This window comes from Streptosporangium sp. CA-115845, assembly GCF_050943795.1.
GTDB lineage: Bacteria > Actinomycetota > Actinomycetes > Streptosporangiales > Streptosporangiaceae > Streptosporangium.
The window spans coordinates 6078119-6100258 of record NZ_CP191988.1; the positions used below are offsets into that span (position 1 = coordinate 6078119).

Annotated in this window: 21 protein-coding genes; 15 read left to right on the plus strand and 6 right to left on the minus strand. The window is 69.8% G+C overall.

Annotated features, from left to right (window positions below):
* The first annotated feature begins 148 nt into the window (after positions 1-148).
* Positions 149-2542 (plus strand): glycoside hydrolase family 3 protein, encoded by a 2394-nt coding sequence (locus ACQP0P_RS29610; RefSeq protein WP_433360535.1) that lies wholly within the window; start codon positions 149-151, stop codon positions 2540-2542.
* Positions 2543-2615: 73 nt separating this feature from the next.
* On the opposite strand, the gene ACQP0P_RS29615 is transcribed toward ACQP0P_RS29610, so the two are convergent.
* Positions 2616-3698 (minus strand): LacI family DNA-binding transcriptional regulator, encoded by a 1083-nt coding sequence (locus ACQP0P_RS29615; RefSeq protein WP_433360538.1) that lies wholly within the window; start codon positions 3696-3698, stop codon positions 2616-2618.
* A 160-nt stretch (positions 3699-3858) separates the two neighbouring features.
* On the opposite strand from ACQP0P_RS29615, the gene ACQP0P_RS29620 reads away from it, so the two are divergent.
* From ACQP0P_RS29620 to ACQP0P_RS29650, 7 genes are read left to right on the plus strand one after another with little or no spacing between them, the layout of a single operon-like run.
* Positions 3859-5478 (plus strand): ABC transporter substrate-binding protein, encoded by a 1620-nt coding sequence (locus tag ACQP0P_RS29620; RefSeq protein WP_433360541.1) that lies wholly within the window; start codon positions 3859-3861, stop codon positions 5476-5478.
* Positions 5479-5486: 8 nt separating this feature from the next.
* Positions 5487-6437 (plus strand): ABC transporter permease, encoded by a 951-nt coding sequence (locus ACQP0P_RS29625; RefSeq protein WP_433360544.1) that lies wholly within the window; start codon positions 5487-5489, stop codon positions 6435-6437.
* Positions 6434-7300 (plus strand): ABC transporter permease, encoded by an 867-nt coding sequence (locus ACQP0P_RS29630; RefSeq protein ID WP_433360547.1) that lies wholly within the window; start codon positions 6434-6436, stop codon positions 7298-7300. The genes ACQP0P_RS29625 and ACQP0P_RS29630 overlap by 4 nt, the downstream gene beginning before the upstream one ends.
* Complete coding sequence (locus ACQP0P_RS29635; RefSeq protein ID WP_433360550.1) at positions 7297-8265, plus strand: ABC transporter ATP-binding protein; 969 nt, start codon at positions 7297-7299, stop codon at positions 8263-8265. The genes ACQP0P_RS29630 and ACQP0P_RS29635 overlap by 4 nt, the downstream gene beginning before the upstream one ends.
* A complete protein-coding gene (locus ACQP0P_RS29640; protein ID WP_433360553.1) occupies positions 8258-9085 on the plus strand; it encodes an ABC transporter ATP-binding protein in 828 nt (275 codons plus the stop codon). The genes ACQP0P_RS29635 and ACQP0P_RS29640 overlap by 8 nt, the downstream gene beginning before the upstream one ends.
* Positions 9082-10497: an amidase gene (locus tag ACQP0P_RS29645; protein ID WP_433360556.1), complete on the plus strand. Its 1416-nt coding sequence runs from the start codon at positions 9082-9084 to the stop codon at positions 10495-10497. Before ACQP0P_RS29640 ends, ACQP0P_RS29645 begins: the two co-directional genes overlap by 4 nt.
* 31 nt (positions 10498-10528) lie before the next feature.
* Positions 10529-12157, plus strand: coding sequence for an amidohydrolase (locus ACQP0P_RS29650; RefSeq protein ID WP_433360559.1), 1629 nt, complete (start codon positions 10529-10531; stop codon positions 12155-12157).
* Positions 12158-12402: 245 nt separating this feature from the next.
* Here ACQP0P_RS29650 and ACQP0P_RS29655 read toward each other — a convergent pair whose 3' ends face one another.
* Complete coding sequence (locus tag ACQP0P_RS29655; protein ID WP_433360561.1) at positions 12403-13095, minus strand: alpha/beta fold hydrolase; 693 nt, start codon at positions 13093-13095, stop codon at positions 12403-12405.
* A 185-nt stretch (positions 13096-13280) separates the two neighbouring features.
* On the opposite strand from ACQP0P_RS29655, the gene ACQP0P_RS29660 reads away from it, so the two are divergent.
* The 4 genes from ACQP0P_RS29660 to ACQP0P_RS29675 all read left to right on the plus strand — a co-directional run bounded on the left by ACQP0P_RS29660 (position 13281) and on the right by ACQP0P_RS29675 (position 16092).
* Positions 13281-13697 (plus strand): LacI family DNA-binding transcriptional regulator, encoded by a 417-nt coding sequence (locus tag ACQP0P_RS29660; protein ID WP_433360564.1) that lies wholly within the window; start codon positions 13281-13283, stop codon positions 13695-13697.
* A 251-nt stretch (positions 13698-13948) separates the two neighbouring features.
* Positions 13949-14635, plus strand: coding sequence for an ABC transporter ATP-binding protein (locus ACQP0P_RS29665; protein ID WP_433360567.1), 687 nt, complete (start codon positions 13949-13951; stop codon positions 14633-14635).
* A complete protein-coding gene (locus tag ACQP0P_RS29670) occupies positions 14632-15465 on the plus strand; it encodes an ABC transporter permease (RefSeq protein WP_433360570.1) in 834 nt (277 codons plus the stop codon). Before ACQP0P_RS29665 ends, ACQP0P_RS29670 begins: the two co-directional genes overlap by 4 nt.
* Before the next feature lie 6 nt (positions 15466-15471).
* Entirely contained in the window at positions 15472-16092 is a 621-nt protein-coding gene (locus ACQP0P_RS29675) for a TetR/AcrR family transcriptional regulator (protein WP_433360573.1), read from the plus strand.
* Between the two features lie 119 nt (positions 16093-16211).
* On the opposite strand, the gene ACQP0P_RS29680 is transcribed toward ACQP0P_RS29675, so the two are convergent.
* Positions 16212-16610: a cellulose binding domain-containing protein gene (locus ACQP0P_RS29680; protein ID WP_433360576.1), complete on the minus strand. Its 399-nt coding sequence runs from the start codon at positions 16608-16610 to the stop codon at positions 16212-16214.
* A gap of 163 nt (positions 16611-16773) precedes the next feature.
* Positions 16774-17925, minus strand: a complete 1152-nt coding sequence (locus ACQP0P_RS29685; protein WP_433360579.1) for an RNA-guided endonuclease InsQ/TnpB family protein — start codon at positions 17923-17925, stop codon at positions 16774-16776.
* Between the two features lie 61 nt (positions 17926-17986).
* Here ACQP0P_RS29685 and ACQP0P_RS29690 point away from each other — a divergent pair, with 61 nt between their 5' ends.
* The 3 genes from ACQP0P_RS29690 to ACQP0P_RS29700 all read left to right on the plus strand — a co-directional run bounded on the left by ACQP0P_RS29690 (position 17987) and on the right by ACQP0P_RS29700 (position 20999).
* Positions 17987-18190 carry a helix-turn-helix transcriptional regulator gene (locus ACQP0P_RS29690; RefSeq protein WP_433360582.1) on the plus strand — a complete coding sequence of 68 codons (204 nt, stop codon included), beginning with the start codon at positions 17987-17989 and terminating at the stop codon, positions 18188-18190.
* A 487-nt stretch (positions 18191-18677) separates the two neighbouring features.
* The gene (arfB, locus tag ACQP0P_RS29695; RefSeq protein ID WP_433360585.1) at positions 18678-19100 is read left to right on the plus strand and encodes an alternative ribosome rescue aminoacyl-tRNA hydrolase ArfB; all 423 of its coding nucleotides are present in this window, start codon (positions 18678-18680) and stop codon (positions 19098-19100) included.
* A 585-nt stretch (positions 19101-19685) separates the two neighbouring features.
* Positions 19686-20999, plus strand: a complete 1314-nt coding sequence (locus tag ACQP0P_RS29700) for an ISAs1 family transposase (RefSeq protein ID WP_433360588.1) — start codon at positions 19686-19688, stop codon at positions 20997-20999.
* Positions 21000-21124: 125 nt separating this feature from the next.
* Here the strand turns inward: ACQP0P_RS29700 and ACQP0P_RS29705 are convergent, their stop codons facing one another.
* Both ACQP0P_RS29705 and ACQP0P_RS29710 read right to left on the minus strand, forming a co-directional pair.
* Positions 21125-21502, minus strand: coding sequence for a hypothetical protein (locus ACQP0P_RS29705; RefSeq protein ID WP_433360591.1), 378 nt, complete (start codon positions 21500-21502; stop codon positions 21125-21127).
* Positions 21499-21741, minus strand: coding sequence for a hypothetical protein (locus ACQP0P_RS29710; RefSeq protein ID WP_433360594.1), 243 nt, complete (start codon positions 21739-21741; stop codon positions 21499-21501). Before ACQP0P_RS29710 ends, ACQP0P_RS29705 begins: the two co-directional genes overlap by 4 nt.
* Positions 21742-22140: the final 399 nt, after the last annotated feature.

The following is a 22140-nucleotide window of genomic DNA, read 5'->3' on the forward strand; positions in this document are numbered from 1 at the left end:
GCGCGCCGCCTCGCCCTCGCCGGCCCCGGTTCCCCGGCGACGCTCCGCACGACCGCCGGAGAAACCGGCCCGCACTCTTCCTCTGCGCCCCGATCAGCGTGATCGTGGGCACAGTTCTGGTCACTCGCATCAAGGAGGTTCACTGACCGTGTCGGGAATCGAGCACGACGACATCGTGGAACAGGCGCTGAGCAAACTCGACCTGGACACCAAGGCGCGCATCCTGGCCGGTCAGGACATGTGGAGCCTGCCCGCGGCGCCCGGCGCCGGCCTCGATTCGATCGTCATGTCGGACGGGCCGATCGGCGTCCGAGGCGCCAGGTGGACGGCCGACGACCCGTCCGTCGCCCTGCCGAGCCCGACCGCCCTGGCCGCGACCTGGGATGTGGCGCTGGCCCGCCGCGTCGGCAACCTGCTGGCCCAGGAGGCCCGACGCAAGGGCGTTCACGTGCTGCTGGCGCCGACCGTCAACCTGCACCGCTCCCCCCTCGGCGGCCGGCACTTCGAGTGCTACTCCGAGGACCCGGTACTGAGCGGCGAGATCGCCGCCGCGTACGTCACCGGAGTCCAGGAGGGCGGGGTCGCCGTCACGGTCAAGCACTTCGTGGCCAACGACTCCGAAACCGAGCGGATGACCGCCAACGTCCTGATCGGCGAGCGCGCCCTGCGCGAGCTCTACCTGGCCCCCTTCGAGATCGTGGTGAGGAAGGCGGGGCCGTTCGGCGTCATGGCGGCCTACAACAGGGTCAACGGGCCCACCATGACAGAGCATGACGAGCTGCAGAACAAGGTCCTGCGCGAGGAGTGGGGATTCGACGGCGTCATCGTCTCCGACTGGACGGCTGCCCGCGACACGATCCGCGCCGCGCTCGGAGGGCTCGACATCGCCATGCCCGGCCCCCACACCGTGTACGGCCCGGCGCTCGCGGCGGCCGTACGCGCCGGAGAGCTGGACGAGGAGGTCGTGGACGAACACGCACGCCGGGTGCTGACCCTGGCCCGCCGGGTGGGCGCCCTGAAGGGCGCGCCCCGCGCCGAGCCCCTTCCGGCCGTCGACGGGGAGGCGCTGGCCCGCGAGGTCGCGGCGGCGTCGTTCACGCTGGTGCGCAACGACGGCGTCCTGCCGTTCGGCCCGGACACGAGCGTGGCCCTCGTCGGAGGAGCGGCGAAGGAGGCCCGCGTGATGGGCGGGGGCAGCGCGCAGGTCTTCCCCTCCCATGTCGTGTCGCCGTACGAGGGGCTCGCGTCCGCGGGGGTCCGGATGGCGTACGCCCGCGGGGCCGACCCCAGCGGCAGATTCAACCCGGCACGCTTCCCGCTGCGTGTGGTCTGCCGGTCGGAGGACGGGCGGATGCTCGGCGACCTCCCACTGTCCGAGGGGGCGATCCAGTGGCTCGGCGAGATGCCGGAAGGCGTGGCCTTCCACGAGCTGCGCAGCGTCGAGATCACCGGCACGTTCACTCCCGCGGTCGGCGGCGTGCACCGGCTCTCGATCGAGGGGGTCGGCCGCTTCCGGCTCGTCGTCGACGGACAGACCCGCTTCGACGGGACGATGGTCCCGGAAAGCGATGACCCGATCGCGTTGTTCATGGCGCCGCCGCACACCGTCGTCGACGTGGAGCTGCGCGCCGGGGAACCGGTCGACATCAGCCTCGAGCACACGGTGTCCCGGTCCTCACCGCTGTCGTTCCCCTTCGTCGGCGCCACGCTCGGTCACCGGGAGCCGTCGCCCGGTTCGGACGAACTGATCGAGGAGGCCGTACGGGTCGCCTCGGCGGCGGACGTCGCCGTGGTCGTCGTGGCCACGACCAAGGAGGTGGAGAGCGAGGGCTTCGACCGCACGTCGCTGAAGCTGCCCGGCCGCCAGGACGAGCTGGTGTCCCGGGTGGCCGCCGCCAACCCGCGGACGGTCGTCGTGGTCAACGCCGGCTCCCCGGTGGAGATGCCGTGGCGGGAAGAGGTCGCGGCCATCCTGCTCACCTGGTTCCCCGGCCAGGAGGGTGGCCACGCGCTGGCCGACGTAGTGCTCGGCCGTACGGAGCCGGGCGGCCGCCTGCCGACCACCTGGCCCGGCGTGCTCGAGGATTGTCCGGTCATCGACGTCACCCCCGTCGACGGTGTGCTGCGGTACGAGGAGGGCGTCTTCGTCGGCTACCGCGCCTGGGAGCGGTCGGGTACGGCTCCCGCCTACGGGTTCGGAGCCGGTCTCGGATACACGACCTGGCACTACGAGTACGCCGGGTACGCCGACGGGACGCTCACCGTCCGGGTGCGCAACACCGGCGAGCGGCCCGGCCGCGAGGTGGTACAGGTCTACCTGGCACCCACGGTTCCCGACGAGTCCCGGCCCGCCCGCTGGCTGGTCGGGTTCGCCGTCGCCGAGACCGGCCCCGGCGAGACCGCCGAGGTATCCGTCGAGATCCCGCGCCGCGCGGCCGAGGTCTGGAGCGAGCACGGATGGCGCCTGGTCTCCGGGGACTACGTGCTCCAGACCGGGCATTCACTCGACGACATCCGCCTCACCACCGCCATACCCCTGTAGGAGAACAGCGAGGCTCTCCCGCCGGGATCGTCGGCGTGACCCGGTTCTGGAGCCACATGACGGGTCACGAGCGTCACCCGGGAGTGAGTGTGGACACCGCCGGCCGCAGCGTCCGCCGCCGTCCGGGAAAGGCCGAAGACGCGCGGATCTGGAAGTCGGCCGAGAAGAGGCGGCCGTGGTCACCCTCGCGCCCTTCGATGCGGTCGACGAGCAGTTCCACCGCCGCATGGGCGGTCTCGCCGGGCAGGAAGCTGAGCGTGCTGATCGGCGGGTCGGTGTAGGCGGCCGCCGGATCCTCCGTGGTGCAGACAAGCAGCAGGTCGTCGGGGATGGAGCGGCCGAGCCTGCGGATCGTGTCCAGCAGGAGCGGCGAGCTGACCTCGACCAGTGTGAACAGCGCGTCCGGCGGGACCGGGGCGGCGAGCAGTTCCCGCACGGCGTCGAGCGTCTGTTGCACACCGGGGCCGGGCAGGTAGACGATCCAGGGTTCACGGTCCCGCTCGGCACACCAGTCCTGGTAGGCGCCCACGGACTGCTGGTGGAAGCAGGCTGTGGCCGCGGCCGCGACGACCGCGATCCGTTCGGCACCGGCGTCCTCCAGGTGATCGAGGACCTGGCGTACGGCGCCGTCGTAGTCGAAGTCGACCCACCGGCCGACCTCCCGTACTCCGTTCGTGACCTCCGCCAGGGCCCGGCGATCGGAGACCACGGGGACGCCCGCCGCGAGGAAGTCTCCGACCATCGGATCTCCCGCGACCGGGTCGACGACGAACACGCCGTCCAGCGGCATGTCCAGCCAGCAGTCCTCCGGCCCTGAGGTCGGCAACAGGACGACGCCATATCCATGGGACAGAGCCACCTGGGTCGTGGCGATGACGAGCTGTGAGAAGTAGGCCAGATCGGCGTACACCCACGGTGTCTCGACGTGCTCACGTGCCGCGAGGCCGAGCAGCCGGGTGTGTCCCCTGCGTAGGAGCCGTGCCGTGGCGTTCGGGCGGTAGCCGAGCGATCGCGCCACCCTCTGCACACGCTCGCGGGTGGCCGCGGGAAGCCGGCCGGTCCCGTTCAGCGCGTCCGACACGGTCGTCTTGGACACCCCCACGGCACGGGCCACATCCACGAGGCGAACCCGGGCCGTGCGCTCTGGCTGGCTCATGAAAACGATCCTGTCATCCTGCCGGGCGCTGCCGCCACCCATCCAAGCATTGCAGAATCGTTCCGCCAACCTCTTGTGCAGGAACGTTCCTTCACGAATACTCACTGCAATCTCAGCCGCACATCGGATCGTTGCGGCCCGTTCAGAAAGAGGTGATCTGATGTGCACCTCCCGTTTGGTCGCGGCGACCGCCCTGCTCGCCCTCGCGGTCAGCGCCTGCGGCGGCGCCACAAGCGCCGGTAAGGACGGCGGCTCCGCCGCTTTCGAGATCACGAAGGACACTCCGGCGGCCAAGGGCGCCGTGGACTCGGTGACCTGGTCGCTGTACGCCGAACCGCAGTCCCTGGACTACGTGTACGCCTTCGACTACCACCCCAACACCGTGCTCGCCAACATATGCGAGCAGCTCATGCGGATCACTCCCGACCTGAAGGTGGAGCCCGGCCTGGCCAGTGCCGCCACCTCCCCCGATCCCAAACGCTGGGTCTACACGATCCGCTCCGGGGTGAAATTCCACGACGGCTCCACGCTCACCGCCGACGACGTCGTCGCCAGCATGCGCCGCCACCTCGACCCCGAGGTCGGCTCGTACTGGGTCTCCGCCTACGAGAACGTCGACAAGATCGAGAAGACCGGGCCGATGGAGGTCACGGTCCATCTGAAGCAGCCCGACCAGCTCTTCAACGAGGAGATGGGCACCTCCGCCGGAACCATCGAGAGCGCCGCCTCCCTGGCCAAGGAGGGCTACGGCACCCCGGATGCCGGAGTCAACTGCACCGGCCCCTTCTCGCTCGACTCATGGCAGAAGGGCCAGGCGATCAACCTCAAGAAGTTCGACGACTACTGGGACCCGTCGCTCGCGCCCAAGGTGAACACGCTCAAGATGGTGTTCATCCCGGACCCCGCCGCCCGCGTCAACGCGCTGCTCTCCGGCGAGGTCGACGGCGGTTACCTGCTACCGCCCCCCGGGTTCCCCAAGCTCCGCACCGCCGGCAGCGGCACGCTCTACTTCGGCCCCAACACGACGGCCGTGAACCTGATCCCCACCGACCTCAAGGGCACGCTCGGTGACGTCAAGGTCCGCAAGGCGCTGTCCATGGCGCTCGACCGCGACGGCATCATCAAGGCCGCCACGGGCGGGACCGCCGCACCCGCGAAGGCGCCCGGCGCCATCGGCGCCTGGGGCATCGCCCCGGAGGCGGCCAAGGAGTACTACGCCAAGCTTCCGCCCCTCACCAGGGATGTCGCCGGGGCGAAGAAGCTGATCGAGGAGGCCGGCGCCTCCGGCAAGAAGATCGTGATCGCGACCAGCACGCTCGCCCCCGAGATCGGCGTCATCGCCAACGCGGTGCAGTCGGCGGGGCGGGAGATCGGCCTGCAGGTCGAGTTGAAGGCGGTCGCCCCTGATGCCTACACGGCGCTGTTCTCCGACCCGAAGGCCCGCGAGGGCATCGACCTGGTCATGACGATCTGGTACGACTCCACCCCCGACCCGCTGGAGTTCTACGGGATCCTGAAGACGGGCAACTTCGCCAACTACGGCGGCTACTCCAACTCCGAGTACGACGCCCTGGTCGATGAGGCGAACACCCAGGCCGATCCGGCGGCGCGCGCCGCGGTGGTCGCCAAGCTGCAGGAGATCGCCGTCCGCGACGTGGTCTGGATCCCGCTGTACGAGCCGCCGCACAACCTGTTCCTGAACAAGCGGCTCACCGGCGCGCCGACCAGCATCTCCCAGCTCGTCTATCCGTGGGCCGCTCGTCTGGGTTCGGCCGGTTGAGTTCGACCATGGCAGGCTTCCTCCTCCGCCGATTCGCGGGGATCGTCGTGACCTTGCTCATCACGTCGTTCCTGGTCTTCGGTTCCGTCCATCTCGCCCCCGGTGACCCGGCGACCTTCCTCATGGGAGGGCGCTCGGCGTCACCGGCGGCGGTCGCGGCCATCAAAGAGCAGTACCACCTGAACGACCCGTTCCTGGTCCAGTACACCAAGTGGATCGGCGGCGTCGTCACCGGCGACTTCGGCAAGTCCGCGCAGTTCCGGCAGGATGTGGGCGGTCTGATCGCCGCCCGGCTGCCGACGACGCTGTGGCTCATCGGCTATGCCGGCCTGCTCATCCTGGTCGGAGGGCTGGCGTTCGGGGCGCTGGCCGCGCTGCGGCGGGGCGTCGTCGACCGGGCGGTCCTCATCGGCACGGGCGTCGCCACTGCCACCCCCTCGTTCGTCGCCGCGATCGGGCTGATCTCGCTGTTCTCCGTCCAGCTGGGCTGGTTCCCCGCCTTCGGCAACGGCAGCGGCCTCGGTGACCGGATCTACCATCTGACGCTCCCGGCGGCGGCGCTCGCCCTGACCTTCGTCGGCCTGCTGGCCCGGGTGACCCGGACGTCGATGCTGGAGGAGCTGGGACGCGAGCACGTCGAGGTGGCCCGCTCACGCGGGGTGCCCGGCTCGGACGTGGTACGGCGGCACGTGCTGCGCAACGCCCTCGGCCCGATCACCACGGTGGCCGGGACGATCGTGGCCGGCCTGCTGGTCGCCACCTCGATCGTGGAGACCGCCTTCGGCCTGTCCGGGGTCGGCCAGTTGCTGGTCAGCTCCGTCACCGTCAAGGACTTCCCGGTCGTGCAGGCCGTCAGCCTGCTGGTGGTGCTGGCCTTCGTCTCCGCCAACCTCATCGTCGACCTGGTCCATCCGCTCATCGACCCCCGCCTGTCCCCCGCGAAGGGAGGCACACGATGACCACCCTGCCCGTCCACCGGCGCAGGTTCCTCGCCCCGCTGGCCCGCCTCGCGGGAGGCGACAAGCTCGTCACCGCCGCCCTCGCCGTGCTGGCCGTGCTGATCATCGCGGCGGTCCTCGCCCCGCTGATCGCTCCGCACGACCCCGACGCCGTCGACCTGTCCGCGACCTTGAGCGGCTCCACCCCCGAGCACCTGCTGGGCGCGGACCAGTCCGGCCGCGACGTCCTGTCCCGGCTGATCTTCGGTGCCCGGACGGGACTGCTCGGCCCGCTGGTGGTCGTGGTCGTCTCGACGGTGCTCGGCACGCTGATCGGGGTGGCCGCCGCCTGGCACGGCGGAGTCGTCGACTCCGTGCTGTCGCGCGCCATGGAGCTCGTCTTCTCCTTCCCCGCCCTGCTGCTGGCCATCATCCTGGTGGCGCTCTTCGGTGTCGGGCTGACCGCTCCGGTCATCGCGATGAGCGTCGCCTACGCCCCGTACGTCGGCCGGTTGGCACGCAGCGTGGCTCTGCAGGAGAAGGCCCGCCCCTACATCCAGGCGTACCGGGTGCAGGGCTGGTCGGGCTGGGTGATCTGCGTGAAGCATCTGCTTCCCAACATCGCTCCGCTGATCCTCGCCCAGTCCGCGATCAACTTCGGGTACGCGCTCATGGATCTCGCGGCGCTGTCCTTCCTCGGCTTCGGTGTGCAGCCGCCGACCGCCGACTGGGGCGCGATGATCAACGAGGGCTCCTCGGCCCTGCTCCAGGGCGCGATGCTCCCCGCACTCGCCCCCGGCGTCGCCATCGTGATCACGGTGGTCGCGTTCAGCATCGTCGGCGAGTCCATCGCCGACCGCGTCGCGAGGCGGGAGGAGCGATGACCACTCGGCTACTGGAGATCGAGAACCTGAACGTGCGGCTCGCGGCCGGCAAGGCCGCGCGCCCCATCCTCGACGGTGTGTCGCTGCACGTCGAGCGGGGCGAGGCCGTCGGGCTGGTCGGCGAGTCCGGATCGGGCAAGTCCGTCACCTGCCGCTCGGTGCTGGGGTTGTTCCCCGAGGGAGCGCGGGCCGCCGGCAGCCTGCGGGTGGACGGAGAGGACGTCCTGACGATGTCCCCCACCCGGCTTCGCGAGCTGCGCCGCCGCGACGCCTCCATGATCTTCCAAGACCCTCGGGCCTCCATCAACCCGCTGCGCAGGATCGGCGACTTCGTCACCGAAGGGATACGGGCCGGCGGTGTGTCGCGGAAGGAAGCGCTCAAGCAGGCCGGGGAGTTGCTGGAGTCGGTCGGCATCCGTGAGCCGCGCGCGGCGCTGCGCAGATACCCGCACGAGTTCTCCGGCGGCATGCTGCAGCGCGTGATGATCGCCGGCGCGCTCGCCGGAGGGCCCCGGCTGCTGCTGGCCGACGAGCCCACCACGGCACTGGACGTCACCACCCAGGCCGAGGTCATCTCGATCCTCACCAGGCTGCGGGCCGAGCGGGACATGGGGATGCTCTTCGTCACCCACGACCTGGAGCTGGCCGCGGCGATCTGCGACCGCATCTACGTGATGTACGCGGGACGGATCGTCGAGGCGCAGTCCACCGAAGGGCTCTTCGGCCGGCCCCGCCATCCGTACACCTCGGGACTGCTGGCCGCGACCCCGCGACTGGGGTCGGACGAGCCGCCGCACGGCATCCCCGGACGTCCGGTGTCACTCGCCGAGAGCCCGGCCGGATGTGCCTTCGCGGCCCGCTGCGCCCACGCCCAGCCCGCCTGCACACAGGAGGAACCCGTCCAGCGGGAGATCGACGGTGCTCAGGTGGCCTGCCTGCGCGCGGAGGAGCTCATCCATGACTGAGTACACGCTGGAGGTCGAGAACCTGCGCAAGTCGTTCGGCGACCAGGTGGCCGTCGACGACGTCTCCTTCTCGCTGAAACCCGGCGGCTCCCTGGCCATCGTGGGCGAGTCGGGATCGGGGAAGACGACGACCGCGCGGATGCTCGTCGGCCTGGAGCGGCCGGACGCCGGCCGGATCCGCGTCGGCGGACGGGACCGCTCGGATGTGGCCCGCGGCAGGGCGACCCGGCTTGCCCGTGCCCGAGAGCTCCAGATGGTCTTCCAGGACCCCTACCTCTCGCTCGACCCCCGCGTCAGCGTCGCGCAGTGCGTCGAGGAACCGCTGCGCCTGCACTTCGGGATGAGCCCGCAGGAACGGCGGGCCCGCCGCGACGAACTGCTGGAGCGGGTCGGTCTCGGCGAGCGGGAGGCGGACGCGCTCCCCAGGCGGCTGTCCGGCGGCCAGCGCCAGCGGGTCGCCATCGCCCGCGCGCTGGCGACCGAGCCGAAGGTGCTGATCCTGGACGAGGCGACTGCCGCACTCGACGTGTCCATCCAGGCCCAGATCCTCGACCTGCTCTCGGAGATCCACCGTGACACCGGCGTCGGATATCTGTTCGTCACCCACAACCTCGCGCTCGTCCGGCACATCGCCGACGACATCCTCGTGCTCTACCAGGGCCGCGTGGTCGAGTACGGCCCGACCCGGCAGGTGCTGGCCGCCCCCGAGCATCCCTATACCCGCCTGCTACTGCACTCGGTGCCGCGCCCCGGCTGGGACCCCGCCCAGATCGCGGCGGACCGACGTGCCCTCGCGACCGATTCGAAGGAGCTCTCATGACAGACCTTGCCTACCTCTCCGCGACCGAGGCCCTGCGGTTGTTCCGGTCCCGCGAGCTGTCCCCCGTCGAGCTGATGACCGCCGTCGCCGAGCGCGCCGAGGCCGTCGAGCCTCAGGTCAACGCGCTGAGCGAGCGCACCTTCGACGAGGCGCTCCTCCAGGCCAAGCAGGCCGAGCGCGCCTACCGCGACGGCTCGCCGCGCCCGCTGGAGGGCATTCCCGTGGCCACGAAGGACGAGCAGCCGATCGCCGGGCGGCTCGCCACGGACGGCTCCCTCGCCTACGCCGACCAGGTGGCCGAGGTGACCCATCCGGTCATCGAGCGGGTGCTGGCCGCCGGCGGCATCGTGCACGCCCGCACCACCACGCCCGAGTTCTGCTGCGCGGGCTTCACGCACTCTCGGCTGTGGGGAATCACCCGCAACCCGTGGAACCTGGACTACTCCCCCGGCGGCTCCTCGGGCGGCGCGGGCGCGGCGCTCGCCTCCGGCACCGCCACCCTCGCGACCGGCTCCGACATCGGCGGCTCGATCCGGCTACCCGCCGCCAACACCGGCACGGTCGGCTACAAGCCGCCCTACGGCCGGGTGCCCGCGATGCCGCCGTTCAACCTCGACCACTACTGCCACGACGGGCCGATGGCCCGCACGGTCGCCGACTGCGCGCTGCTGCAGAACGTCATCGTCGGCCCGCACCCCCACGACGTGGTCTCGCTCCGCCCCGCCGTGCGCGTCCCCGAGCGGCTCGGCGACGTGACCGGCCTGCGCATCGCGTACGCGCCGAACCTGGGCGACTGGGAGATCGAGCCGGAGATCGCGGCCAACACCCGGGCCGTGGCCGAGGCGCTGCGGGAGGCCGGGGCGATCGTCGAGGAGGTCGAGGTCGGCCTGCGCAGCGCCGACGTCACCAAAGCCGTCTTCATCCACTTCGGCGCCATCTTCGGCCCCATGGTCGGCCAGGTCGCGGCCGAGCACGGCGACACGCTCAACCCCTATGCCCTCGACTTCGCCGCGAGGGCCGAGCGGGCCATGGGAGAGAGCGGCGCCTTCCTGCACGGGCTGAAGCTGGAGGCGGCGATCTACGCGCCGATCGGCGAGCTGCTCGACCGCTACGACGCGCTGATCTGCCCGACCACCGGAGCCACCGGCCTGCTCGCCGGTGAGGAGTACGTCGACACCAAGTTCTCCGTGAACGGCGTGGAGCTCGACAACTATCTGGAGTACGCGCTGACTCCGGTCTTCAACATCGCCAGCCGCTGCCCGGTGCTCAACGTCCCGTCCGGCCGCGCGTCCAACGGCATGCCGACCGGGGTGCAGATCGTCGGCCGCAGCTACGACGACGCGACCGTCTTCCAGGTCGGCGCCGCCGTCGAGCGGGTCCGCCCCTGGGCCTACCGCCCGGAGTCGCTGTGAACCCCCTGATCTCATCTCGAGGAGAATCCGCATGACCGCCCCCGCCGACCTCGTCCTCCGTGGTGGTCCGGTGCACACGTTCGGACCCGCCGCCCCCACCGCCACGGCGGTCGCCGTCCGGGCCGGCCGGATCATCGCCGTCGGCGAGGACCCGGACGTCCGGCCGTTGATCGGCGCGGCCACCGAGGTCGTCGACCTGGCCGGCCGCGCCCTGCTCCCCGGGTTCCAGGACGCCCACGTGCATCCCGTCCTGGCCGGCCTCACCATGATCCAGTGCGACCTGCACGACGCCGAGGACGCGGATGAGGCCGTCGCCGCCGTCCGCGCCTACGCCGAGGCCAACCCCGAGGCCGAATGGATCAGCGGAGGCGGCTGGTCCATGGAATGGTTTCCGGGCGGGACGCCGAGCCGGCAGCTGCTGGACGCGGTGGTCCCCGACCGGCCCGTCCATCTGATCAACCGGGACGGCCACGGGGCCTGGGTCAACACCAGGGCCCTGGAGTTGTGCGGCGTCGACGCCGGCACCCCGGACCCCGTCGACGGGCGCATCGAGCGGGAGGCCGGCGGCACCCCGCAGGGAACGCTCCACGAAGGCGCGTCGCACCTGGTGGCCCGGCACGTCCCCGAGCCGACCGCGGACATGATGCTGGCCGCCCTGCGGGCCGGTCAGCATCGGCTGCACTCCGTCGGTGTGACCGCCTGGCAGGACGCCATGGTCGACCCCGCGGTGCAGCGGGCCTACCTCACCGCGGCCGAGTCCGGGCTGCTCACCGCCCGGGTGATCGGCGCGCTGTGGTGGGACCGCGACAGGGGCGAGGAGCAGATCCCCGAACTGCTCGCGCGCAGAGGCACGGCCGGACGGTTCCACGCCACCAGCGTCAAGATCATGCAGGACGGGGTCGCGGAGAACTTCACCGCCGCGATGACCTCCTCCTATCTGGACGGCTGCGGGTGCGGGACCGGCAACCAGGGGATCAGCTTCGTCGATCCGGAGGCGCTGCGCGCGTACGTCACCCGCCTGGACGCCGAAGGCTTCCAGATCCACGTGCACGCCGTCGGGGACCGCGCGGCCCGCGAAGCCCTGGACGCGTTCGAGGCGGCGCGGGCCGCCAACGGCATGAACGACCTCCGCCACCACATCGCGCACCTGCAGGTCGTGCATCCCGACGACGTGCCGCGCTTCGCCGCTCTTGGGATCACCGCGAACATGCAGCCGCTGTGGGCGGCGCACGAGCCGCAGATGGACGAGCTGACCATTCCGTTCCTCGGCCCGGAACGGGCAGACTGGCAGTACCCGTTCGGGGATCTGGCCCGCACGGGCGCTCCGCTCGCGGCGGGCAGCGACTGGCCGGTCAGCGGCCCCGACCCGTTCCTGGGCATCCACGTCGCGGTCAACCGGACGATCCCCGGCGAGAGCGCCACGGTGTTCCTGCCGGAACAGCGTCTGAGCCTGACGGCCGCGCTGGCCGCCTACACGATCGGCACGGCGCGGGTGAATCACCTGGACACCCGGACCGGCACGATCGAGAAGGGCAAGCTCGCCGACCTGGTGATCACCGACCGCGACCCCTTCTCGATTCCGGCCACCGAGATCGCCGAGACCACGGTGCTGGCCACCTACGTCGAGGGCGATCGGGTCCACACCGATCCGGCCTTCTGACGCCGGCCGTCCGGACGCGCGGCGCGGCCGGGGGACAACTCGTCCAGGACCTCGTCCGCGAGCTTCCGCGCGCTCGTCTCGTACCTCCGGGCCGGCGACCGGAAGAGCCCTGGACTCATCGTGCTCCCCGCCAGGCCGGGTTTCCGCGTCCGGAGCGGTACGGATCGGCGGACGGACTTGACGGGGAGCACGGTCGGCTCCACCACGACGGCGACGAGCGGCGCGAGCAGCCGTGTCGGAAAGATCTAGATCCAGCCGTCGAGCCCGGCCATGAAGTCTTCGAACAGGTGGCGGTGGATCGTGTGCTCGGCGCCCTTCACCACGCGCACCTCGAAGCCCTTGGAGACGAGGGCCTCGGCCGCCTCCGGGGAGATCAGCTCACTCGGGTCGGCCTGCTGAACCAGTGACGGCACCACCGGCTCGGGCGTGAAGTCCGAGCCGGCGAACGAGCTCAGCGCCATCGCGGTGGCCGGGTCCCACCTGGCCAGCATCTCGATCTCCAGGGCGCATTCCTCGGCGGACCAGCCGGGATGGACCTGCCGCACCATCTCCACGGTCTGGTCCTTGGCCGCGGCCATCATCGCACCGAAGTCCACTCCGTCGATCCGGGGGAAGCGGAACGCCGGGTCGGAGTAGATCGCCCTTCCCGGCCTGAGCCGTTCGACCGCGAGCGACAGGGTGAGGCCGCCGAGTGAGTGACCGATGGCCAGTTCGGGGGTGGCCGGGACCGACTCCAGCACGCTTGAGGCGTACAGCTCGGGGGTGTACTCCTCGGCACGGGGGCTTTCGCCATGGCCGGGCAGGTCCACCGCGACGACCCGGTAGCCACGCTCGGCCAGCGCCGGGCCGACCCGCCACCAGCAACGGGAGTCGGCCATGATGCCGTGGATCAGCACGGCGACCCGGTCACCGCGGCCCCATTCGCGAGTGTGCAGCATTGGATTCCTTCACAGACGTGATCAACAGGATGGCGGCCGCGCCGACGAGAGGTGGCGCCCCCGCAGGTCACCCCGCCGCCGCCGAGATCGCTTATACGTATAAGCAATTGATAGCATCGCCTTCGCAAGGCGACAAGGGCACGGCTCCGGCCTTAACGAACTCGCGATGATCCAGAATGGACTCGATGTCCGCCAAGCCACCCACCAGTCTCGACGTCACCCGTGAGGCAGGGGTCTCTCAGGCGACGGTGTCGTACGTCCTCAACAACCGCGAGGGGGCGCGGATCAGCGACGAGACGCGGGCGCGCGCCCAAGAGGCCGTCGACAGGCTCGGGTACGTGCCGCACGCCGGAGCCCGGACGCCGCGGACCGGGCACAGCGGACTGGTGCTGGTGCCGCTGGCCGACATCCCGTACGGCCCGCTCGCCGTCGGCCTGATGGAGGAGTTGGACCGCGAGCTCAGCCGGCTCGGATACACCATGATCCAGTACGGCGCGCGCCACCTGAAAGGCATGGCCGCCGCCCGCGCCTGGGCCGAGCTACGCCCGGTCGCGGTCCTCACCCTGTGGACCCATGCCCTGGTCGAGCGCGACTCCACCTGAGATCTGGTGATCAGGGACGACTCGGCACCGGGTGACTGTCGCGTTGCCCCTCCTCGAACAAGACGGCACCCCCGCGTGCCACGCGGGCCGGCGCGATCGAGGTCTGTGCGCCGAGGGTCAACGACAGGCGCACCGATGAGATGACCGGTGAACGTCAGCGGTTCACCTCGCCGGGTGGTGATGGCCGCCGGTCCACCGCGGCACAGGATGACCATTTGCAAAATCTACCTACCGATAGGTAGGTTTTGCGAATGGACAGAACCACCCCACCGGCCATTCGTGTAGCCGGACTCGGCCGGGACTTCGGAGACCGCTCCGCGGTGCACCAGCTCGATCTTCAAGTGAACGCCGGAGAGGTCTACGGACTGCTTGGCCCCAACGGCTCCGGCAAGAGCACCACCGTCCGCATGCTCACCACGATGCTCCGCCCTTCCCGGGGCACCGCCCACGTCGCGGGCGCCGACATCACCCGCGATCCCGAGACCGTGCGCCGCCGCATCGGAATCGTCCTGCAGGAAACAGCCCTCGACCCCCTCATGTCCGCCCGCGAACTGCTGTACCTGCAGGGCCGGCTGCAGTCGTTCACCACCCGGCAGGCCCGTGACCGCGGTGCCGAACTCCTCGCCTCCTTCTCCATGGAGAAGTTCGCCGACACCCCCGTCAGCCGGCTCAGCGGAGGCCAGCGCCGCCGCGTCGACCTCGCCGTCGCCCTGGTCCAGCGCCCCCTGGTCCTCTTCCTGGACGAACCCACCACCGGCCTCGACCCGGTCAGCCGACGCCGCCTGTGGGAGGAAATCCGCACCCTGTCCGCCGGCCACCGCGTGACCGTCCTGCTGACCACCCAGTATCTGGAGGAGGCCGACCAGCTCTGCGACCGCGTGGGCATCCTGCGCGAAGGCCGCCTCGCCACCACGCCGAAAGGCGAATCCGCCGCATGAACACCGCCCCGGCCACCGTCACCGCCCTCGATGCCGACCGCATGCCCCTGTCCGCAGCGCCGGCATCGTTCGCCGCGTTCCGGGCCCTGACCGCCCGCTCGCTCAGGGCCTGCGCCCGCACACCCTCCTTGCTTTACTCACCGCTGTTCATGAGCGCGTTCTTCCTGATCGTCTACGAGGCGCAGCTCTCCACGGTCGTCTCCGCGACCACGCCCGGCGGACGCTACATCGACGTGGTGTTGCCGCTGTGCCTGCTCACCACAGCCTTCACCGGCGGCGCCACCGCCGGCCAGCTCCTCGTGCGCGACATCGGCTCCGGCTATCACGCCAGGCTATGGCTCACCCCGGTGGGCCGCTGGACGCTCATCGCCGCCCCCGTCCTGGCGGGGATCCTCATCCTCACCGTGCAGGCCGGCGCGCTCACCGCACTCGGCCTGCTGCTCGGCTTGAGTCCCGTCTCCGGCCTCCCCGCCCTGCTCGCCCTGGTCTGCGCGACCGTACTCCTCGGCACCGGATTCCAGCTGCTGACGGCCGCAGTCGCCCTCCACACCGGCAACGGCTCGGCGATCGGATCCGTCACCCTGATCTTCTTCCCTCTCTCGTTCTTCACCGCCACCTTCGTACCGCGTGACCAACTCGACGGCTGGATGGCCTACGCGGCCGACATCAACCCCCTCACCCCGCCACTGGAAGCGATGCGCGGCCTGCTCACCTCACCCTGGAGCGAGCAGAACCTTCTCTCCGGCACTCTCGTCACCGCCGGCATTCTTGCCGCGGGCGCTGTCGCGGCCCGCCTCGCCCTTATCCGCCGTACCCGTACAGGAGTCTGAACCGCCATGCCACGCCAAGCCGATACCCGCGTCCGCGCCCGCGATGAATTCGCCCGTCTCCTCGCCGAACACGGCTACCTCGGGGTCTCCCTCGACGAGATCGCCAGAACCGTGGACGTGAAGAAGGCCAGCCTCTACCACCACTTCCCCGGCGGGAAGCCCGCCCTGTTCATGGAAGTCGCCCACCACTACATCGAGGAGACCTCCGCCGCGCTCCAGCAGGCGCTGGAGGGCGACGGCGATCTCCGCGACCGCCTCCTCGCCCTCGCCGACACCTATGCGCGGGGGACGTACGACTCCGTTCTCGGTGACCAGATCTACTACGCCACCCGCCACCTGGAGGACGCACAGCGCGCCGACATCTCGCGCGCCTACGTGCGTGGTCTGATCACGCCCGTCACCGACCTGATGGCCCAGGCAGTGCAGACGGGCGAGCTACGGAAGGCTGATCCGGGCTTCCTGGCCATGGCTTTCATGGAACTGGCCGGCATGCTCCAGCCCATGCCCGCCGATGTGGCGATGCCCTCGCAGGAGCGTCCCGCTCCGCCTCCCGCCGATCAGCGGGCCTGCGAAGTCGTCGACCTCTTCCTGCGAGGGGCAGCCGCCCTGGATCGGCCCATGACCTGACCGCGGCGGTCTCGAAAACCCACCACTGCGCTGACCACAGCTGACCAGATAGGTTCACCGGGTTGCGACACGCGGTGGGCGTGTCCGGGGCCGTCCGCACGGGACGGCCCCGGACTGCTCTACCGCGTCGTGCAGACGGTTCCGTTGAGGGTGAAGACGGCGGGGAGGACGTTCGGGCCGCTGTAGTTGCCGACGAAGCCGATCGTGGTCGACGCGCCGGTGGGCAGCGAGCCGTTGCCGGGCTCGTTGACGACCTTGACGTTCGAGCCGTTCTGCGTCCAGACGGCGCTCCAGCCGCCGCCCAGGCTCTGCCACGTCCTGGGCCAGCTGAAGTTCAGGGTCCAGCCGTTGATCGGCGCGCCGTTGTTGGTGATGTCGATGGCGCCGACATAGCCGTTGCCCCAGTCGGACTGGTTACTCAGCCGGACCGCGCAGGAGCTGGAGGCGGGCGTGCCGGTCGTGAACGTGAGGGGCGGGGAGGCCGGCGAGACACCGCCGCCGCCGTCCCGCGCGATCACGTTGACCGTTTGACGCGCTCTCCGGCCCGAAGGCCGGAGATTCAGCCCGTGCCGCGTCACGCGGCACCTCTGAGGCTTCCTGCTTCATCGGCCTGTGCCACCGCGAGCGGTGGTCTTACCTGGCCTCCACGGGCGTTTAACGTCTCCGCCTCCTCTCCGCTTTTCAGCGGGGAGGTTTCCGTCCAGCGGCGACGATTCGTTGTCCTTCGGTCAGGATGTTGATGGCCGCGTTGACATCGCGGTCGTGGACGGCGCCGCAGGCGCACACCCATGACCGGACGTTCAGCGGCATGAAGTCGGCGACGGTTCCGCACGCCGAGCACAGTTTCGAGCTGGGAAACCAGCGGTCGATCTTGACGAACGTCCGCCCGTATCGGGCGGCTTTGTACTCCAACATCGCGACGAACTGTGACCACCCGGCGTCATGCACGCTCTTGGCCAGGCGGGTGCGGGCCAATCCGGACACGGCGAGGTCCTCCACATAGATCGCTTGGTTGTCGCGGATCAGCGTGGTGGAGAGCTTGTGTGCCCAGTCCCGGCGGGTGTCGGTCACCCCGGCGTGCGCCTTGGCGACTTTCAGTTTGGCCTTGACCCGGTTGGCTGAACCCTTCTGTGTGCGGCTCAGCGCCTTCTGTGCCTTGCGGAGTTTCCTGGCCGCGCGCCGCAGAATACGCGGGTTGTCGATCTTCGTGCCGTCGGAGGTGACCGCGAAGTGGGTCAGCCCCAGGTCGATGCCCACCTCGTTCGGCGGCCCGGGCAGCACCTCGGGCAGCGCCTCGGTGGTGGTCTGGACGACGAACGAGGCGAAGTACCGCCCGGCCGCGTCTTTGATCACCGTGACCGAGGACGGGCCGGCGGGCAGGGAGCGTGACCAGCGGACCGGTACATCCCCGATCTTCGGCAGCCGTAGTCTCCCGCCCGCCGTGATCGTGAAGCGGGCGTTCTTGGTGAACCGGATCGTCTGGCGGTTGTCCTTGCGGGACCGAAACCGGGGCACGGCGACCTTGCGGCCCTTGCGCCTGCCGGACAGGGAGGCGAAGAAGTTGCGGTAGGCGGTGTTCAGGTCCGCGAGCGCCTGCTGGAGCAGCACCGCCGAGACCTCGCCCAGCCACGCCCGCTCCGGGGTCTGCTTGGCCTGGGTGATGACCCGCTTGGACAGGTCGGCGTCGCCGATATACGGCAAACCGTTCTCGTGGGCCTCCTGGCGGGCGCGCAGCCCGTCGTTGAACACCACGCGGGCGCACCCGAACGCCCGCGCCAGGGAACTCTCGTGAGCAGCGCTGGGGTAGAGCCGGAAATTGTACCTGAGCTGCATCCCACACCCTCTCACTGTTCACACTGACTGCGAATAGTCTAGCGCACGTATCGTAGTCACTGTGAACACAGACGGTTTCCTCAGCACCGAACAAGCCGCCGAACACCTGGGCGTCAAGGTGACGTCGGTCTACACCTTCGCCCGACGCCTGGCAGGCTTCCCCCAGCCTGCCCGCGTCGGGCGAACCCTGCTCTGGCCGAAAACCGAACTCGACGCCTGGCGGGCCGCCCACCCTGCCCGCAAACACCCCACCCCTGACACCTAAGCCAAAGGTGCCCGCTAGGGCACGCTCGCGCCCTATGGGCACTCCCGCGCGGGCCTTCACCCCCGACCTGAAGGACTCCGTTGCTTAATTGCCGCCGGTCGACGTCTGGCGTCGTTATCCGGTGCCGGGCACGCAGGTTGCGGAGATCGAGAACGAATTGGGCAACGGAGTCCTGAAGGCCGGAGCACTGGCCCGCAATTCGGTAGCGGAATCCAGTCGACGCCCCCTCCTGACCAGGGAGGCACCATGATCTTGTGGGCTGGCGCCACGCGCGTCAACCGCCGTTGAAAGTTTCATCCGGTACGGCCGCCCCCGTACGGCCTGTGGTTTCTCCGGTCCGGGAGCAGCGTCAAGGGGCGGAAGATTGCCCGTGTACCGCTGCACAGCCCATCGCACATCGAGAAACGAGGCATAAAACCAGTTGGTCCATGCTTGTCACTCCTCGGTACCCTGAGAACACACCCCCTGCGAGAAGGAAGTCACCGCCATGCCCGGTCCGCTCCAGATCAGCGGTTCGGTCTCGGTCCCCGAGGCCGAGCTCGGCTGGCGGTTCTCCCGTTCCTCGGGCCCCGGCGGCCAGGGGGTCAACACCACCGACAGCCGGGTCGAGCTCAGCTTCGACCTGACCGCCACCGGTGCGCTCGGCGACGTCCTCAAGGCCCGGGCCCTCGAACGCCTCGCCTCCCGCCTGGTGAACGGCGTGATCACCATCGCCGCCTCGGAGTTCCGCTCCCAGCTGCGCAACCGCGAGGCCGCCGAGATGCGCCTGGCCCAGCTGCTCCGCGAGGCGATCGCCCCGCCCCCCAAGAAACGCCGCCCGACCAAACCGAGCAGGGGCGCGATCGAACGGCGGATCACCGCCAAGAAACAACGCTCCGACCTCAAACGCCTGCGCCGGGACCACCACTAGACAAGCAGGTCCCACGTCGTTCGAACTGGAACAAGTCCGGGTCCCTGGTGAGCGCTTCGGTCCGCCGAGCACGCAGGTGCTCGGCCAGCGCGGTGATGCGCCGCAACGGCCCCAGGTCCAGCGGTGGCAACGGACGGAGACCGGTAAGCGCATCGGTGGCCTCGCGGATGGCCGTCCGTAGCGGGGAGTCCTCAATGACCTGGTCGTGGAGAACCACATCGTCACGTTCGGCGACGACACGGTGGTGGTTACGGTCCAGTTGCCATCCATCGGCCGTGGTGACTGGGTCTAAATGAACAGTGATACGGGTGCGTCCGACGTGGACGGTGAGGTACCGGTGCCGGTCGTCAGCGCGGCGGACATCACGCCGCCACCCGTCCGTCACGCCCTCGGGGGGACGGCCCAGAATGACCGCGGAGCCGGTGATGCTGGAGTGCAGCTCCACATGGACCCAGGGCCCCGGCGTTCCCGGGTTCTGATGCGGTATGCCGACGTTGAGTGTTTGGCCAGGTGAAAGACGAAAGAGCGCGACTTCTGCTGATCTTTCAGGTCTCGAATCCGAAGATCGCCGCAGGAGTCGCGCTCGTGTCCCCATCTTCCCTGACCAGCTCTCGTCTCGTCCCGTGTCTTGACCGGTTCGCCGACCTGGCGTTGCGGGAAGCCGAGTTGGCGACTGATCCGGCCGTGGTGGAATCGGCGTTGATACGCCGATTGGCGGCCGTGCCCGAGCGGCGCTCGGCCTGCGGGCTGCGGCATCCGCTGCTGGTCATCTTGACGTTGACGGCGTGCGCAACCCTCGTGGTCGGCGGCGACAGCGTCGCGGCGATCCGGCAGCGGGCCGCCCGGACCTCGCAAACGGTGCTGGAGCGGCTGGGCGCCTATCGCGATCCGTTCACCGGCCTGTTCGTCGTGCCCGGTGAGCGGACTTTCCGTCGGGTCCCGGCCGACCTGGACGCCGACGCGCTGGACACGGCGATCAGCGGCTACGTGGCCGAGGTGGTGCGCCGGGCGGCGCCGGCGCCGCGGATTCCCCACACCCCTGGACCCGTCGAGCGTGAGCAGCGGCGCGTAGCCCAGCGACAGGTCACCCATCCTGCCCCGGCCGGGCTGCTGCCCGGCGCCGCCCTGGATGGCAAGGCCTGTCGCGACGCCCGGACCGAGCAGGGCGGGCGGGTCTTCCTGGTCGGGGCGATCAGCCACGAGCACGGCGTAATCCTGGGCCAATGCCAGGTCGCCGACAAGCACGGGGAGGGACCCGCCGCCCGTGCTCTGCTGGCCCAGCCGGACGTGGCCGGGACGGTCTTGACCCTGGACGCGCCGCACACCACCAAGGCCACCGCCCGCCTGATCACCCAGCATCCGGACGCCCACCACATCCTCATTTTGAAGGGTAACCAGCCGCTGGCCCGTGCGGCCGCCCAGGCTCTGTTGACCGGCCCGGATGCCGACTGGACCGCGACCACCGCCATCGATGACGATCACGGGCACGACCGCACCGAACGCCGCACCATCCGCACCGCCAAAGCAGACGACGCCCTGTTCCCCGGCGCCCGCCAAGCCTTCCGGCTCCGCCGCGACGTCGGCGACCTGGACGGCGTCTGGACCAGCAAGGAGATCGTGTACGGCATCACCGGCCTGCCCGCCGAAGCGGCCGGGCCCGCTCATCTCAACCACTGTGAACGGGCGCATTGGGGCGTGGAAAACCGTCTCCACCGGGTCCGCGACGTGACCTTCCGGGAGGATCACTCCCAGGTCAGGTCGGGAACCGCGCCCAGAGCGCTGGCCGGCTTCAGAAACCTGGCGATCAGCACCGCCCGGCTGGCCGACCGCGCCAACATCGCCCATGCCCGCCGTGACCTCCTCGACCACGGTGACGCCTTCGCCGTCTACACCATCTGATCAATCCGACGAACCGGGACAGAGTGAATCAACGCCGGGGCCCTGGTAGGTTCCGGGTTCGAGCTTCGGGCGCCTTAACACTGCCGACACGAACTTGAGCTTGACGCAGAGGGGTCCGGCACCCGTCAGGCGCTGACCTTCAACTGGTGGACGCGCTGCTTGGACAGACCCATGACACGTGCCGCATCCGGCTCCGACCAGTGGCTCGTGAGCACCTTCGCAGCCTTGACGGCCAGCTCCGCGACGCGCTTGGTGTGAGCTTCAGCCAGCTCCTTCTCACGGTTGTATTCGGCCACCACCGCGGCCACATCCTCGGGCAAATCGAAGACGAACTTCACGCCAGGGGTGTTCTCAGGCCAGGCCCAGGTGTGAATCTCCGCCAAGTCACGCTCCAACTGCGACAAGGAGCGGGCCACACCGACTCCTTCCACCTCCCCGGTGGGGCAGCGCGAGACCCATCGCTCGTTCTCAAAGGTGATGACATAGGTGATCGTTTTACTCATCGGCTCATCCTTTCTGCGACCGCCTCCAGGCGTTTGAGGGCTTCACGAAAAAGCTCCGGGTCACGATCCGGGTCGGCAGGGATCATGACGGGAACCGAAATGATGCCATCCTTGATCACACGCAGCGCGCACATGTCACCCTTGAGGTGATACAGCCAGTCAGCTGTGGCGCCTGCGGCGGCCACAATCGCTGCTACCTCGGCGAGCTGGCGCATGTGTGGTGGAGGAACCTCGGTCACACCTGTGAGAATACTCCACTAGGAGGGTCCTTCCTAGTAGAGTAGGAAAGTCCATCGCGTCGAAGCCCGCTCGCAGTCGTCACGATCGTCCTGTTTGACCAGCTCGGCAAGGGGCTGGCTCATACCCTAGTGATTCACCGGTCACCCCAGGAGGTCCGCGCGCCGCAAGCGGGTCTCCCTGCCCTCCCAGCGGCGCGTCGCCTACCGCACCTCCTTCAACGGGCCCACGCAAATGACGGGCCTCGGCAGCGGGAGCGGGCCTGGCAGGCCGTCGAGGCGTTCACCGCGGAGCTGCGTACGACCGACGTCGGCACCCACCTGCAGCTGTGCGTGGAGGCCACCCAACTACTCGGCGGCTCCAAGCTCAGTCGGCGGCTGCCGCGCCCGGCCTGCCCGGGG

Coding starts and splice junctions, on each gene's coding strand:
- ACQP0P_RS29650 (WP_433360559.1), top strand. CDS start 10,529: ATGACCGCCCCCGCCGACCTCGTCCTCCGTGGTGGTCCGGTGCACACG.
- ACQP0P_RS29640 (WP_433360553.1), top strand. CDS start 8,258: ATGACTGAGTACACGCTGGAGGTCGAGAACCTGCGCAAGTCGTTCGGC.
- ACQP0P_RS29615 (WP_433360538.1), bottom strand. CDS start 3,698: ATGAGCCAGCCAGAGCGCACGGCCCGGGTTCGCCTCGTGGATGTGGCC.
- ACQP0P_RS29635 (WP_433360550.1), top strand. CDS start 7,297: ATGACCACTCGGCTACTGGAGATCGAGAACCTGAACGTGCGGCTCGCG.
- ACQP0P_RS29660 (WP_433360564.1), top strand. CDS start 13,281: ATGTCCGCCAAGCCACCCACCAGTCTCGACGTCACCCGTGAGGCAGGG.
- ACQP0P_RS29685 (WP_433360579.1), bottom strand. CDS start 17,925: ATGCAGCTCAGGTACAATTTCCGGCTCTACCCCAGCGCTGCTCACGAG.
- ACQP0P_RS29655 (WP_433360561.1), bottom strand. CDS start 13,095: ATGCTGCACACTCGCGAATGGGGCCGCGGTGACCGGGTCGCCGTGCTG.
- ACQP0P_RS29630 (WP_433360547.1), top strand. CDS start 6,434: ATGACCACCCTGCCCGTCCACCGGCGCAGGTTCCTCGCCCCGCTGGCC.
- arfB (WP_433360585.1), top strand. CDS start 18,678: ATGCCCGGTCCGCTCCAGATCAGCGGTTCGGTCTCGGTCCCCGAGGCC.
- ACQP0P_RS29665 (WP_433360567.1), top strand. CDS start 13,949: ATGGACAGAACCACCCCACCGGCCATTCGTGTAGCCGGACTCGGCCGG.
- ACQP0P_RS29670 (WP_433360570.1), top strand. CDS start 14,632: ATGAACACCGCCCCGGCCACCGTCACCGCCCTCGATGCCGACCGCATG.
- ACQP0P_RS29675 (WP_433360573.1), top strand. CDS start 15,472: ATGCCACGCCAAGCCGATACCCGCGTCCGCGCCCGCGATGAATTCGCC.
- ACQP0P_RS29705 (WP_433360591.1), bottom strand. CDS start 21,502: ATGAGTAAAACGATCACCTATGTCATCACCTTTGAGAACGAGCGATGG.
- ACQP0P_RS29625 (WP_433360544.1), top strand. CDS start 5,487: ATGGCAGGCTTCCTCCTCCGCCGATTCGCGGGGATCGTCGTGACCTTG.
- ACQP0P_RS29645 (WP_433360556.1), top strand. CDS start 9,082: ATGACAGACCTTGCCTACCTCTCCGCGACCGAGGCCCTGCGGTTGTTC.
- ACQP0P_RS29620 (WP_433360541.1), top strand. CDS start 3,859: ATGTGCACCTCCCGTTTGGTCGCGGCGACCGCCCTGCTCGCCCTCGCG.